Origin of the sequence: Rhizobium sp. CBN3 (genome assembly GCF_030518245.1) — a bacterium.
GTDB lineage: Bacteria > Pseudomonadota > Alphaproteobacteria > Rhizobiales > Rhizobiaceae > Rhizobium > Rhizobium aethiopicum_A.
On sequence record NZ_JAULSE010000001.1, the window covers coordinates 20,661 to 34,303 of the forward strand.

13 protein-coding genes are annotated in these 13,643 nt (G+C 59.4%); 2 read left to right on the top strand and 11 right to left on the bottom strand.

Translation table 11 applies throughout. The features are described from left to right. Positions 1-8: 8 nt before the first annotated feature. The 7 genes from QWJ46_RS00085 to QWJ46_RS00115 form a co-directional block, all read right to left on the bottom strand. Entirely contained in the window at positions 9-1,784 is a 1,776-nt protein-coding gene (locus tag QWJ46_RS00085) for a Na(+)/H(+) antiporter subunit D (protein WP_302748420.1), read from the bottom strand. Next, positions 1,777-2,031, bottom strand: a complete 255-nt coding sequence (locus QWJ46_RS00090) for a hypothetical protein (protein ID WP_097600728.1) — start codon at positions 2,029-2,031, stop codon at positions 1,777-1,779. The genes QWJ46_RS00085 and QWJ46_RS00090 overlap by 8 nt, the downstream gene beginning before the upstream one ends. Further along, positions 2,028-3,494, bottom strand: a complete 1,467-nt coding sequence (locus QWJ46_RS00095) for a monovalent cation/H+ antiporter subunit D family protein (RefSeq protein ID WP_302748421.1) — start codon at positions 3,492-3,494, stop codon at positions 2,028-2,030. Before QWJ46_RS00095 ends, QWJ46_RS00090 begins: the two co-directional genes overlap by 4 nt. A 5-nt stretch (positions 3,495-3,499) precedes the next feature. Next, on the bottom strand, positions 3,500-3,802 hold the full coding sequence (gene nuoK, locus QWJ46_RS00100) for an NADH-quinone oxidoreductase subunit NuoK (RefSeq protein WP_064811214.1): 303 nt from the start codon (positions 3,800-3,802) through the stop codon (positions 3,500-3,502). After that, on the bottom strand, positions 3,802-4,302 hold the full coding sequence (locus tag QWJ46_RS00105; protein ID WP_302748426.1) for an NADH-quinone oxidoreductase subunit J: 501 nt from the start codon (positions 4,300-4,302) through the stop codon (positions 3,802-3,804). Before QWJ46_RS00105 ends, nuoK begins: the two co-directional genes overlap by 1 nt. Before the next feature lie 397 nt (positions 4,303-4,699). Beyond that, on the bottom strand, positions 4,700-5,194 hold the full coding sequence (locus QWJ46_RS00110) for a DUF305 domain-containing protein (RefSeq protein WP_302748428.1): 495 nt from the start codon (positions 5,192-5,194) through the stop codon (positions 4,700-4,702). Positions 5,195-5,485: 291 nt separating this feature from the next. Then, positions 5,486-7,804, bottom strand: a complete 2,319-nt coding sequence (locus QWJ46_RS00115) for a membrane-bound PQQ-dependent dehydrogenase, glucose/quinate/shikimate family (RefSeq protein ID WP_302748429.1) — start codon at positions 7,802-7,804, stop codon at positions 5,486-5,488. Between the two features lie 218 nt (positions 7,805-8,022). Here QWJ46_RS00115 and QWJ46_RS00120 point away from each other — a divergent pair, with 218 nt between their 5' ends. Then, a complete protein-coding gene (locus tag QWJ46_RS00120) occupies positions 8,023-9,132 on the top strand; it encodes an acyltransferase family protein (RefSeq protein ID WP_368046070.1) in 1,110 nt (369 codons plus the stop codon). 117 nt (positions 9,133-9,249) lie between these two features. On the opposite strand, the gene QWJ46_RS00125 is transcribed toward QWJ46_RS00120, so the two are convergent. The 3 genes from QWJ46_RS00125 to QWJ46_RS00135 are packed head-to-tail and all read right to left on the bottom strand — an operon-like array spanning position 9,250 to position 11,373. Beyond that, positions 9,250-10,272: a glycosyltransferase family 2 protein gene (locus QWJ46_RS00125; protein ID WP_302748432.1), complete on the bottom strand. Its 1,023-nt coding sequence runs from the start codon at positions 10,270-10,272 to the stop codon at positions 9,250-9,252. Then, positions 10,269-10,472: a hypothetical protein gene (locus QWJ46_RS00130; RefSeq protein ID WP_302748433.1), complete on the bottom strand. Its 204-nt coding sequence runs from the start codon at positions 10,470-10,472 to the stop codon at positions 10,269-10,271. Before QWJ46_RS00130 ends, QWJ46_RS00125 begins: the two co-directional genes overlap by 4 nt. Further along, positions 10,462-11,373 (bottom strand): glycosyltransferase, encoded by a 912-nt coding sequence (locus QWJ46_RS00135; protein ID WP_302748434.1) that lies wholly within the window; start codon positions 11,371-11,373, stop codon positions 10,462-10,464. Before QWJ46_RS00135 ends, QWJ46_RS00130 begins: the two co-directional genes overlap by 11 nt. Before the next feature lie 307 nt (positions 11,374-11,680). Between QWJ46_RS00135 and QWJ46_RS00140 the strand changes: the two genes are divergently transcribed. Beyond that, the gene (locus tag QWJ46_RS00140; RefSeq protein WP_184453571.1) at positions 11,681-11,980 is read left to right on the top strand and encodes a hypothetical protein; all 300 of its coding nucleotides are present in this window, start codon (positions 11,681-11,683) and stop codon (positions 11,978-11,980) included. A gap of 188 nt (positions 11,981-12,168) precedes the next feature. Here QWJ46_RS00140 and QWJ46_RS00145 read toward each other — a convergent pair whose 3' ends face one another. Then, positions 12,169-13,635, bottom strand: coding sequence for a hypothetical protein (locus QWJ46_RS00145; protein ID WP_302748436.1), 1,467 nt, complete (start codon positions 13,633-13,635; stop codon positions 12,169-12,171). Between the last annotated feature and the right edge of the window lie 8 nt (positions 13,636-13,643).

The window sequence follows — 13,643 nt, forward strand, 5'->3', positions numbered from 1 at the left end:
GGCGCCCCCTACCGCCACGCCACGACGAAGACGGCGGTGGCTGCGATGAGGCCGACGATCATCGCCAGCACGTAATGGGTCACGACACCCGTCTGGAGCCGCCTGAGCCGCCCGCCGCCGTGCAGGATCGAGTGGGCAATGCCATTCACGACGGCATCCACGCCGGCAAGATCGAGCCGGAGTCCTGCCCGCGCCGCGCCGCGCAGCAAGGGCAGCGCCGCGGTCTCGGAGACATTGCTCACCGCCTGCTCATAGCGCGCCAGCGGCCTTTCGGCGAGCCACATGAAGGCCCGCGCACCCTTGCGATAAAACCAGTCGGTGTCGAGGCTGATCGTGTTCTCGGGACCGAGCGCCCAGAGGAACAGCACGAACCCCAGGGCGGTGAACATCAGCAGCCCGAGGCTCTCCATGACATGCGAACCCGTATAGGGTTCGAAATCCACCGGATAGGGCAGAAGCGCATAAAGCGGCTGGGGGAACACCCCGATCGCAATGCAGAGCACCGCCGCTATGCCCATGGCAATCAGCATGTTGCGCGGCGGCTCCCGCGCCTCCAGTTTCCGGTCCGTCCCGAAGAACATGTAATAGGGAAGCTTGAGGCCAGTGTGCAGGAACGTCCCGGACGATGCCATGGTCAGCGCCAGCACCACCAGTGCGCGGTGATCCGCTCCTGCAGCCGCTATCACCATCGATTTGGTGACGAACCCCGAGAAGAACGGGAAGGCCGAGATCGCGAAGGCGCCGACCATGTAAAGCGCCACAGTCAGCGGCATGGTCTTGTAAAGGCCGCCGAGTTCGGTGAGCTTGCGTCGGCCGGTGACGTAGATGACTGCACCGGCACCCATGAACAGCAGCGCCTTGTAGAGGATATGCGCGAAGGCGTGGCTGGCGGCTCCGTTCACCGCCATCTCGGTCCCGATGCCGATACCCGCGATCATATAGCCCACCTGGCTGACGATGTGATAGGCGAGAAGCCGCCGGCAATCGTTCTCCAGCACTGCGTAGATGACGCCGTAGAGCGCCATGATGGTGCCGAGCCAGACAAGGATCTCGGTCCCCGGAAACGCCCGCGCCAGCACATAGACGGCGGTCTTGGTGGTAAACGCGCTCATGAACACCGCCCCGGTGACGGTCGCCTCCGGATAGGTATCGGTCAGCCAGGCATTGAGCGGCGGCACGGCCGCGTTGAGGATGAAGCCGGCGAGGATCAGGTAGTCGCCGACCCCCATTCCTCCGTTGGTGAGGGCCCCCGCGATCGGGCCGAAAAGCAGTGAACCGGTGGCGAGCCCGTGGGAAATGATGCCGCCGAGCAGGACGACGCCGCCGGTGATATGGACCATGAGATAGCGGAACCCGGCCCGGATCGCCGGCCCACCACGTTGCGCGAAGACCAGATAGGCGGAGGCGAATGCCATGCCCTCCCAGAACAGGTAGAGAGTCAAGTAGTCACCGGCAAACACCACGCCAAGTGCGCTGCCGACATAAACGAATGCCGCCACGTGCTGGCCGGCATCCGTCAGGTGCAGCGCGTAGACCATGCCAATCAACGCCATGATGGTGAAAACGGTGGCGAAGACGATGCTGAGCTTGTCCACCTTCGCGATCAGGATCTCCTGCCCGATGAATCGCGCTTCGCCATAGCTGCCCGGTTCCATGGCAAGTACGGCAAGGATTGCCAGCGCAGGGATCAGCAGCAGATAGGCCTTGCGGACCGACCCGCTGAGGAAAGGGATCGGCACGGCGCCAGGAATAAAGAGCAGAGCTGGATGGATGAAGTCAGTCATAATAATCCTCGCGCCGCATCAGCCCGACCCGATGGCCGAGAAACTTGGAAACGAAGATAAGCAGGACGCAGGAGACGAAGCCGTAGACGGCGGACCAGCCCGGCAGCCTGTCCCACAGATATTCGGCATGTTCGCGAGAGACCAGAAAGTCGGCGACGACGATCAGGACCAGCACGAGGTAGAACAGTCGGCGGCGCGGCCTCGCATATTGCTCGGCACCAAAGAAATCGACGACACGCTTGATCATCGGATCACTCCATCTGCCAGGGTGAGAAAATAGCCCGGGAAAATGCCCATAAGCACCGACAGGATCGCCGTCGCGACCAGCGGAATCGTGACCAGCGGAATTTCGCGGATCCTCGTCCGGCTCTCCTCCTGCTTCTCCACCTGGAAGAAGGCGGCATAGCTGATCGGCAGGAAATAGGCGGCGTTCAGAATCGAGCTCACAAGGAGCACGACCAGGAACGCGGTCTCGCCCGCCGCTACGGCGCCCTCCGCCAGATACCACTTGCTGACGAAGCCCGCGGTTGGCGGTATCCCGATCATACTGAGCGAGGCGACGAAGAATGCCCCCATCGTCCAGGGCAGCCTGCGGCCGATACCGGCCATGTCGCTGATGTTCCTTTTGCCGGACGCGCAATAGATCGAGCCGGCACAGAAAAAGAGCGTGATCTTGGAGAATGCGTGCGCCGCGATGTGGATGATCCCGCCGACCATCGCGACCGGCGATAACAGAACCGCGCCCAGCACGATGTAGGAGAGCTGGCTGATTGTCGAATAGGCGAGCCTGGCTTTCAGATCGTCCCGCGTCAGGGCGTAAACCGACGCCATCAGAATCGTGAACGAAGCCAGATAGGCCGTGGCGATGCCGAGACCCAGCCCAACCACCAGTCCAGTGCCGAAGACATGGAACACCACCCGCAGCACGCAGAACACGCCCATCTTGACCACTGCCACTGCATGCAAAAGCGCGCTGACCGGTGTCGGCGCGACCATCGCGGCGGGCAGCCAGGCGTGCATCGGCATCACAGCGGCCTTGGCGAAGCCGAAAAGATAGCAGAAATAGACGACCGTCAGCAGCGCCGCCGAGGCATCACTCCCCGCCAGCAGCCCCCTCGCGACAAAGTCGAGCGACCCCGCAATATGGTAGGTCAGCGCCAGTGCGGCGAGCAGCGCGCTTTTCGAGGCGCCCATCAGATAGACGAGGTACTTGCGGCCGCCCCTCCATCCCTCCTCGTCCTCGTGGTGGTAGACGAGCGGATAGGTAACGAGACTGAGCGCTTCGTAGAAGATCACCAGCGTAAACAGATTGGCGGCGAACGCGCCCCCGGCGGCGGCCGCAAGACTGCTGGCGAAGCAGGCGAAGAACCGGGTCTGCGCATGCTCGTTCAAATGCCGCATGTAGCCAATGGAATAGATCGCCGCCACGATCCACAGCAGCGACGAGACGGTGGCAAACACCATGCCGAGCGCATCGACCCGGAAAGCAAAGTCGATCCCCGGCAGAATCTCGAACAGGCGCAATTCGACCGTCCCGCCCGCCAGCACCGTGGGCGCCATCGACAAGACAATCGCGAACATGGCGATCGCCGCCAATGGCGAGACCAGATCGCGAAGTCTCTGGCGGTTATTCAAAAGGAGAACTGCAAGGGCCGCCAGACCGGCGACGGCGATGGCAAGCAACGGCCGGATCGACACAACCGGGTCCAAAGCCGCTATCCTTTCATCACCGTCACGTCGTCGATCTTGAGGGTGGATTTGTTCCTCACGAGGGCAACCAGGATGCCGAGGGCGACGGCAACTTCCGCCGCGGTGATTGCGATGACGAAAATCGCGAAGATCTGCCCGCGGAAATCGGCGTGATAACGCCCGAAAGCGATGAAATTGATGTTGACCGAGTTGAGCAGCAGTTCCAGCGACATCAGTACGACGAGAATATTGCGCCTGAGCAGCACGCCTGCCGCTCCGATCACGAACAGGACCACTCCGAGTACAATATACCACCAGAGCGGAACCATCACCCCTGCTCCTTCCGCGCCAGCATGATGGCGCCGACCAAGGCCGCCAGCAGGATTACGGAGGCGGTTTCAAACGGCAGGAGATAGTCGGCGAAAAGTGCTGTGCCAAGCTGCCTGACGTCATCGCCATCGCGCATCGCGACGGGCTCCATAACCGAAAAGCGGTCGCTCCAGAGCACCAGCACGAGCATCTCGACCCCGAGCAGGACGAGCAGTACCAGAGCCGGGAGGTTGCCGCCCGGCAAGAACCGCTGCAACACCGCTTCGCGCACATCGATCATCATGATCACGAACAGGAACAGGACCATGATCGCGCCGATATAGACGAAGATCTGGATGACCGCGAGCAACGGTGCCTCGAGCAAGACGAAGATTGCCGAGACCTGCAGGAAACACGCCATCAGCGCCAATGCGCTGTGAACCGGATTGCGCGCCAGGACCACCGTCAGGGCCGTGATCACGGATACCGCAGCGAACAGAAGAAAGAACCCCTGATCCATCGACGCCGACCCTCCGACGCGAACTGTCACTCGGCGCGAGACGGCCGGCTTCGAGACTGCGCCGCAACTTCAGATGCCTTCACAAATTGTGCCCTAGTATCGGATTTTTCACAAGATTATTGTCATCGGGGGAGCAAGATCGAGCCGGTCCGGACGTGGCCGACGGTCACTTGCCAAGCCCGCGCTTTCGATCGGGTCGTACCTATTTTAATGTTCCATAGGCAAATGGGATTAGCTCGTAGGTACCGAGGTTTGTTACGGCGTAGTGGGAAATTTCCTCCAACTAACACCGGCTGTTCCGCCGAAGTTGCAAGTCTCTCTGCCATCAGGCCTCGGCATCCAAATAACAATGCCCGCCTCGCGCGGGCTTGTTTGCTTGACAACGGGTCGAGGAGTCTTACCGCGTACCCTGATCCAGGCGCGTGCGGATCGCGTTCATCTGCTCGATCTCCGCACGCTGGCCGCGCGAGATGTTGGCGCAGAGAGCAACCAGTTCAGGATCGTTGAGGGCAGCTTCCCGGCACATGAGAATTGCACCTGAATGATGCGGCACCATAGAGGCGATGAATTGGCGGTCGTCAATGAGAGCCTGTGTGCGAGTGCCTGCAAAGGCCGCGACGAACAGGATCACCAGGCCGGCATGGATGGCGGCATTCAGCTTCCTGTTCCGGTACATGCCGCCCATGGTGGCGAGCATGATGATGCCCATCGGGGCCACCATCGTCAGCGCCATGTAGAGCATGTTGAGATTATTCCGGAAATCGCTCCAGCCGTCGATCATCGAAAACATCACGAAGTACATGGCGATCAGGCTGAGGATCATGTTGACCGCGAACAGGGAATAGGGATGCCTGCTCATCCCCTCATGTCGGGAATTGTGGTGGTTGCGCATTGCTAGCTTCCTTCCGGCCTCCGGACCGAGTCGGAAGGCGGTTAGAGCAATTCCAGGAAAAGTGCGAAGCCGTTTCCCTCCGGAATCGCGTAAATCCAAAAGGTTGGAGCGGTTCTGCGCTTCCGTGAAAAGCTGAACCGCTCCAGATGTTTCCAAGGCAACAACTCGGAGGCATATCGCCTTAACCTTGCATAAGCGGGTTGGTTCCCGGATCGGCAGCAAGAGGATCAGACATGGCCAGCGCGCACGACTTCGATGCCATCATCTACTGTCAGCCAATCTTTCGGCTGGCTAATCCCCCTCTTTCAGGGAGAAGGCCAGCACATAGTCGCCGACGTCAGTCGAATTTGCCGCTCCGCCAACCGAGACCAGCACATATTGTTTGCCTGTCCTCGGTGAGACGTAGGTCATCGGCGTCGCACTCGAGCCGACAGGCAGAGGATATTTCCAAAGCTCGTTGCCGTTATCGGCGTCATAGGCGCGAATGTAATAATCCTGAAAGCCGGCAAAGAAGACAAGGCCGCCCGCAGTCGCCGATGTGCCGGCATAGGTGGGCAAGCCCATCGACATGGGTAAATTCATCTTGATCTTGAACGGTCCGAGCTGTTCGGCAGTCCCGGCCGGCACCTGCCATGCGATTTTGCGTGTGTTCAGATCCACTGCCGTCACCGTGCCCCATGGCGGTTGGGTGCAGGGAATGCGCAGTCTCGACGTCCATTTTTCGGTTGTCATGCCATAAGGCGTGCCGCGCTGCGGGGCGGAGGGGCCGTGTGCGGTCGTGACGAGGGCGAAATCGACGTAATCGGCCCGCGGCACGAGCGCGAAGATGCTGGGTACGCGGATATCGTTCATGAAGACGCGGTTATTCGGCAGGTCGACCGAGACGCTTCCCCAGTTGAGGCCGCCCAGATTTCCCGGCTGCTGAATTGCAGGATGCGTGCCGATCGGGGTGAAATCGCCGTCATAGCGCATCTTGCGAAAGGCGATGCGGCAGGCCAGCTGATCGAACATCGTCAGGCCCCAGGCCCGCTGCTCGATGACACGTTCCGCACCGATCGTCGGCATGCCGACGGAATAAGGCTGTGTCGGCGACAGTGTCTCTTCCGGCGCGCCTCCGGTCTGCGGCACCGGCTTTTCCTGAACGTCGGCCAGGGGAAGGCCGGTCTGACGGTTGAGCAGGAAAAGCTGCCCACGTTTGGTGGTCTGCAAGATGGCCGGCACGGTGGCGCCATTGCCATCCGGCAGGTCGATCAGCACCGGTTGGGCCGGCAGATCATAATCCCAGATATCGTGATGCACGGTCTGAAATTTCCATCGCTCCCGGCCTGTCGTCGCGTCGAGCGCCACCAATGTCGCGTTGTACTGATCGGCGAAAGCCGGGCGATTGGCGCCGTAATAATCCGGCGTGGTATTGCCGAGCGGGGCATAGATGAGGCCGAGCTTGTCGTCGAAGGCGGCTGTCGTCCACATATTGGGCGTGGCGCGGGTGTAGGTTTCGCCTGCCGGCGGAAGCTTGGTGATCGCCGGATTGCCGAGATCCCAGGCCCATTCGAGCTCGCCGGTGACCACATTGAATGCGCGGATGACGCCTGACGGTTCGCCGACCTCCTGATTGTCGGTGACCCAGCCGCCGATGACAATCAGGTTGCGGGCAATCAGCGGAGCCGATGTCTGGAAATAGTAGCCGGTCTTGATTTCACCCATGCCCTGAGAGAGCTGCACGGTGCCGTTGTCGCCGAAGCCCGTGCATGGCGCGCCGGTCTCGCTGTCGATCTCGAGGAGGCGCGCATCGATCGTCGTCTGTATCAGGCGCTCGTTGCAGAGGTCATCGGGCGATCGACGCTCCTCCGGCATCTTGTAATAGCCGAGGCCGCGGCAACGCTGCCAATAGGGCGCCGACGCCTTGGGGTCGAAGGTCCAGCGGCGTTTTCCGGTATCGGCATCAAGGGCTGCGATCACGTCCGTCGGCGTGCAAGTATAGACCGTATCGCCGATCTGCAAAGGCGTGTTCTGGTCGACGCCGTCGCCTCTTCCGGTGCGATATGTCCAGGCAAGATCGAGCTTGGCAATGTTGCCGCGATTGATCTGATCGAATGGGGAATAGCGATCTCCCGCCGTGCTGCGGCCATAGGATGTCCAGTCGGAGGGAGAGTTGTCGCCTCTGACCGTCTTATAGGCAGGGATATCGCCGGAGGGGCGGATCACCTCATGCGGCGTGAAAGCAAGACCAAAGCCTGCAGCAAACAGAATGGCGGCAAGCAGGGTGCCGCCGTGGAAGAGCTTTCGGTTGGCGGTCGGCAAACGCGCTGGTGCAAAAAGAAACGCAAATCCCGCCAGCGCAATGGGGGACATCAAGCGTGCGAAGAGGCCCCAGAAATTGGTGCCCGACTCCCATAATGCCCAGGGAAGAGTGAAAACGGCGACAAGCAGGATGATGGGTGCGCCCGATGGCTTCCGACGCCATAGCAGAACGGCCGCAACGAAATAGGCAAGCCCTGTGATTGCGTAATAGGGCGAGCCGCCGAGGCTGAGCAGCAGGACGCCGCCTCCCGTCAGGCCCAATCCGATCAAGGCGAGAACGATACAAAACAGAGCGGCCAGAAATTTCATCGTCTCCTCATCCAATTCGCTGCCGGGTCGCCCGCATTCGTCTCCGACCGTCGAACGGTGCCTCGGGCAGCACAGCGCCATTGGGCCGATGGTCAGCTATTCGTCCCGAAGACGGGCAGTCCCTCAAATTTTTCCTGATGTAGCTGTGGTCACTGACACGTGTCCCCGAGCCGGCAATGATGCTTGCGATTGCGTCAAAACTTCTGAAAGGGGCACTGATGGTTCTCGGCGAAAAGCTTGATCTGGCGAAGGGGCGGCCGACAGGATTTGACTACATGCGATTGCTGTTGGCCTTTTCGGTGCTTTGGATCCATACGGCTCGTGTCACCTATGGCGATGATCTGTTTTTGTGGGAAACGCCCCTGCGTCCTTTTCTCAAGTCGGTGCTGCCCATGTTCTTTGCCTTGAGCGGGTTCCTGGTTGCCGGCAGTCTCGGGCGGTCGAAGACGTTGATCTCTTTTCTTGGCAATCGATTTATCCGGATTTACCCCGCCCTCGCAGTGGAAGTGTTGCTGGCTGCTTTTATACTTGGAGCGGTCTATACCGAGTATGACCTCAGTAACTACTTCACCGACCCCCGGTTTTTTACATATCTGCTGAATGTCACCGGGCACATTCACTTCAATCTTCCGGGGGTGTTCCTGACCAATCCTGACGCCGCGATGGTGAACGGGCAGCTCTGGACCGTGCCCTTCGAACTTGAATGCTACGTCGCGATCGCCGCGCTTTTCCTGCTCGGCGTGGTCAGGCGGCGCGTGCTCGCGCTCGTCGCAACGACGGCGTTGTTCGTGGGTTTTGGGCTTGCGAGATATTGGAAGCATGAGAGCAACTGGGCATCCATGCCGACGACTGCGTCGGGGAATTTGCTGATCGGCGCCTTCCTCGTGGGTGTGACGATTTATCTCTACAAGGACAAGATTTTGTGGGATGTCCGCATCTTCATCGCTTCTGTTGCCGTCATATTGTGGGCTTACTGGTTCAGCTCTTTTGGGGACTTCGTTGCCATTCCGGCTATTGGATATGTAACGGTCTTTCTCGGCCTGACCTCGCCCCGCAAGCTCGGAGTGCTTCAGGGGGCCGACTATTCCTATGGCGTATTCCTCTATGGCTATCCCATCCAGCAGGCCTTCGTCGCGCTCGGGTCCTGGGCGCATAACTGGTGGCTGAACGGGATCGTCTGCAGCCTCATTGTCACTTGTTTTGCCGCCGTCTCATGGCGGTTCATCGAAAAGCCGGCGTTGGAATTGAGGAAACAGGTGACCTGGCTCGAGAACCTCTACCTGCAGCGCGGCACAAGACGGGAGTTGGCCGGCGCGGTTTTGAAATAGGGTTCTCGGCCGCCCATGCGGGACTTTGGCCATTGAGCGAGGATGCCAGGCTCAGCAAAGATTTCATCGGGATTTGCGGTCACTAACCGAACCCGCTGCATATATTGCTGGGACTGTTTAGATTTCGTCGCCGGAGATATTTTTCCAGTTTTTCCAGCCTTCACCCTGAATGAGGCCGTGATCGGACAAGTCCTTCCAGCTCGTGTAAGTGCCCGTATCGTCATGGACGAAGTCGCCCATGTTCTTGTCGGAGGAGTAAACGGTATACTCTTCCGTATGCTGCGAACGGTGCGCGGCATCGGCAACCTTGTGCACGAAGGTCGATAGAAATTTGAAGTGGAGAAGGGCGGCGGATACGCAAAGTGCGCCGCGCATGTCGCCCAGATTCAAGGAAAGCGGCCAGACCTGGTGCGATGATTTGAGAAACAGCCGTTCACCGGTCACATAGACGAGAGGGATCTTGTTGAGCGCCGGCCCGTCCCAGAGCCGATCGCGGAAATAGATGCGGCCGCGAACGCCGCCTTTGATCCATATCGTCCAGTTGCGTTCGTCGAAATGTGCGACATAGCCGGATCGGTCGAAAAGATTGCAGACTTCGAGCGGGTTGCGGCCGGGTTCACATATGTTTTCGAGAACGGGACGCGGGCTGTACATGTCGATCATGACCGAGCGGAGGGAATGGCCGCCGGTGGATTCGATATAAGCGGTCAGCTGATCGATCGGGCGAGTGTCGCAATGGGGATAGACCAAGAACTCGTCTGCGTCGACATAAAGGACCCATTTCTCCCGGCAGTGCCGGTTGATGACCTCGTTGATCCAGTCGTTTCCGAACCTTGCCGCCTTGTAGGAGCCATCAGCCGAAAGGAGCGAGACATCGTCGAAGCCGGACAGCAATTCGGCCGTTCCGTCCGTCGAGCCGTTGTCGATACAGATGAAGTGTTCGAAGCCGAGATCACGATAATATTGCAGGAAGAATGCCAGCCGGTGGCCTTCGTCACGGATGACGCAGATGACAACGTGGCGGGCCTGCCTGAGCCCGCTGCGCAGCACGTCATAGCGAACTTCCCGAGCCTTGAGTGACCGGCGCAGGCGGGCTTTTGCGTAATGCGAGATACTGGCGACCGAAGCCTGATAACTCATGATCCATCCTGAATATTATCCATTCCCGGAATGAATAGTCCTGCTTCGATAAGTCCGACGGAAGCAGCGCAGACCAATTCCGGCTCGCGGTGGGGGACCGCGCGGGGAGCGACGATATCGATTTTCAGGGCGATCCGGCTGAGTTCGATAACGCGAATCTTCATTTTCGGGTCGGGCCAATATCCGTCATCATACGGCATAATCGCCAACCAGCAGGCTCTGCACTCGCGGGTGAGGGCCGCTCCTCTCGATCGCGTGTTCGATGCGTGCCCGGATCGACCGAAATTTATAGAGTATCTTCCGGTCGGCGCTTATTCCGCGATAGAGCGCGTTGTAAATCGGATGGGCTTTGCGCAGATCGACATAGACTTGGCTTTCCCGATCAGTCCATGGAAAAAAGGTTCCATGCCATGGCTTCGGATGCGCCATATAGTGGACGATCGCCAGTGACGACATGTTCACCAGATGCAGAAACTGCTTGGGAAAGTTCCATCGGTTGGACACAAGAATGAGCGACGAACCGCAGACATAATTCAATGCACCCTGGTCGTGTTTGCCCTCGCAAGCCTCCGGATTTTTGACAAAAAGCGCAAGCGCCTCCTGTCCGATCCAGCCGTTGCGATTGAATTTCAGGACCCCCGCATTGAAGTAGTGGTTATCCTTTCCAGTGTTGAGGAAGTCCTGAATTGCCGTGTAATCGCGGGCCGCGAAAAACCGGCCCTCGGGCACGGTGGCGTTTTCGAGTTTGCCAAGATCGCTGACGATCTGGGTATCGCCATCGAGATAGATGATCTGGCTGTAATGCGCGGGCAGGATCTCGCAAAGGACCAGTTTGGCCATCGTGCTGACGCTGATCCGCCCCTGAAAATGCGAACTGTCGAGCTTGCCGAGCGAGTCCTGCAGTGCGTCGGTCGCATCTGCCAATTCGACCCCGCTCGCGGCGAGCAGGGCTTTCAACTCGCTGAAATTATCCAGACGTTCAGACATAAGTACGCAAACGTCGGTTGCGGAGCTTGCGAATTTGCGAGCCTGGAGCGCGGAAAGAATAGTTGGAAATGAATATTCGACATCCGTGACGTAGACAACGCACTGATTGTTCATGTCATCATCCTTCCGGTTGTCTTCAATGCGAGTGAATGGCTGCTCTCTTCAGGGGTGAGGGAACAGTTGTTGATCGATCCGGCAGGCCTGTCGTATGACAGTCCGGTTCGGTATATATTGCGGATCGCCGGCCGCTCGTTTGTTGAAACGGCATCCGGCCGCCGACGGTTTTTGTGTGTTCCATTGTTGAGACGCTCATCATGAAGAATGCCGTGCCTGTCACAGGGCTGTGTTTCGACATCTTGAACTGCGGCAGGACGACTGATGCCGGGACTCTGATCGAAATGCAGAGGGAGGGAAGATCGTCATGCTGATCACCACCTTGGTGGCGGCCGTGATTTCGATAGCTGCCGGCGCTTCGATCCGCGCCTGGGCCTTCGCGATTTTCGCAATCCTTGTGGCAATCGGCTTCGGCAGCGTGGCTTTCGCCGACGGGTCCTCGCTGATTGGGGCGATCGTTTCCGGTATCGCTTTCCTCGTGCTCATGGAAATCGGCTACCTGGCAGGCGTCTTCCTGTCGGGCTTCGCGCGGCGCAGCGCCAGGCTGCGACAAAACAATTCCGCCGCTGATAGCGTCGCAGCCACCAGCGAGCGCCAGCAGAGCTGAGGCCGAAACAGAATCGGCAGCCCGTGCTTCCCGGGAGGGGGGTGCGGAACCGCATCCCTCCGAGCCTTTAACACCAGCATTTCCTGACATATGCGGCGCGGGTGATTGGCTGCGAATCCGCCCGGGCAGGCGCATGGCCGCAACGGCGTGCCGTCCTCGACCCTGAACGAAATTTGCGGCTGACGTCATCACGTTGCAAACACCGGCGCTCTCCTGAGAGATGCCGATGCCTCCGGCAGATGCCGATTTGCGAGAGGTCGGGCCACCCGATGCCGCGACACATAGGGGGTGGCCAGGCAACCGGCAGCCAAACCCGCCGTGGTGCTGAACAGCAGGCCGAGATCGGTGCCGCTTCCTGAAATCGCCGCAGAGGCGATCTGCGAGATCGACGCCAGAATGGCGGCGTTTCCGATGGCATGCGTCTCCCGATCGCCGGAGACGTGCCGGCCGGAGGCTCTGACAAGGCTGTACAGGAACGCGACGAAGAGAAGCGTGCCGGTCAATCCGACGTTGGACAACAATGCGGCGATGAAACTCGACGCTCGAACCGTTCCGAGGCCGGCGCCGAAGGTTGCGGTATCGACGAATGCGATCAATGCCAGCGTGTTCCAGGCGGTGCGCTCTTCGCCGGATTGTGATTGGAGTTTGTCCGACACGGTGGTGTTGACGAGGCTGGTGATGGAATTCCACGCATCAGGGACAAGGCTGAGAGCGACGATGGCGCAAGGGATCAGGAAGAGAGTTATCGCCAGGAAAGTCACGTGCGAGGTCTTGGCCGATCCTGCGATCATACGTTTGCAGCAGAACAGCACGAGCATGCAGACAACGAAAAGCCCGGCGATATAAGCGGTTGTCGATGTGCAGAGCAGGATCGTCGGGCCGATGAGAAGCGTTGCCATACCGGCCATACGGCTTCGAACACGCTCCAGCCAGAGCAGAAGCGTGAACGAAAAATAAGCCAGTGCGACCGTCCCATATATGCTTGCTTCGGGAAAGGTGCCGACGATGCGTTTGAAGCCGCTGATCGTCTCGGCCGTATGCATGGTATAATTCGCGTTTCTGATGACATCGAGCAGGTAGGACTGGCCGGTCAGGAACGTTCCGATATCAAGCAAGGCCAGCGCAAAACACGCGATTGATGCGACGATCAACTGATGTGCGATGAAACGCTGATATCCGAGCCTTGCAAGTCCCGAGACCACGGCAAAGCAGGCGAGGTCGCCAAGCAGATAGACAGATTGGCTAAGATTGGATGAGCCTGGCGCCAGGGGCGCGGCGACAGTCGACATCATGCCCGTCGCATCCCTCGCAGAGGAGTAGACGAGGGTCGCGCCTGCAAAAATGCGCGGCAGGAAAAATGACGACACGACGGAAAACAGGATATAGGCGGCAAACCAGAAGCCGGGACCCGGATAAGCGATGCTCGCCAGCGCCGCTTGCGTCTGGACTGGACGCAACAAGGTGGCGGCGACGATAAACAAGAGCAGAAGATGGCTTGGCTGAATACTGCTGCCGCCGAGCGCAGGCAATTGCAGAGCCGCCGCGGCTCCCAGCAGCGTCAACAGGCAGAGGGTCGTCACCGCAAAACGAGCGCCGTTGACCATGGCGAGCAGGCCAAGCAGGAGAACGATGAAACCGAGCGGCTCTATCGACATGCATCTAA

Coding starts and splice junctions, on each gene's coding strand:
- QWJ46_RS00130 (WP_302748433.1), bottom strand. CDS start 10,472: ATGCCGTATGATGACGGATATTGGCCCGACCCGAAAATGAAGATTCGC.
- QWJ46_RS00115 (WP_302748429.1), bottom strand. CDS start 7,804: ATGAAATTTCTGGCCGCTCTGTTTTGTATCGTTCTCGCCTTGATCGGA.
- QWJ46_RS00145 (WP_302748436.1), bottom strand. CDS start 13,635: ATGTCGATAGAGCCGCTCGGTTTCATCGTTCTCCTGCTTGGCCTGCTC.
- QWJ46_RS00090 (WP_097600728.1), bottom strand. CDS start 2,031: ATGATCAAGCGTGTCGTCGATTTCTTTGGTGCCGAGCAATATGCGAGG.
- nuoK (WP_064811214.1), bottom strand. CDS start 3,802: ATGGTTCCGCTCTGGTGGTATATTGTACTCGGAGTGGTCCTGTTCGTG.
- QWJ46_RS00085 (WP_302748420.1), bottom strand. CDS start 1,784: ATGACTGACTTCATCCATCCAGCTCTGCTCTTTATTCCTGGCGCCGTG.
- QWJ46_RS00120 (WP_368046070.1), top strand. CDS start 8,023: ATGGTTCTCGGCGAAAAGCTTGATCTGGCGAAGGGGCGGCCGACAGGA.
- QWJ46_RS00135 (WP_302748434.1), bottom strand. CDS start 11,373: ATGAACAATCAGTGCGTTGTCTACGTCACGGATGTCGAATATTCATTT.
- QWJ46_RS00110 (WP_302748428.1), bottom strand. CDS start 5,194: ATGCGCAACCACCACAATTCCCGACATGAGGGGATGAGCAGGCATCCC.
- QWJ46_RS00140 (WP_184453571.1), top strand. CDS start 11,681: ATGCTGATCACCACCTTGGTGGCGGCCGTGATTTCGATAGCTGCCGGC.
- QWJ46_RS00125 (WP_302748432.1), bottom strand. CDS start 10,272: ATGAGTTATCAGGCTTCGGTCGCCAGTATCTCGCATTACGCAAAAGCC.
- QWJ46_RS00105 (WP_302748426.1), bottom strand. CDS start 4,302: ATGGATCAGGGGTTCTTTCTTCTGTTCGCTGCGGTATCCGTGATCACG.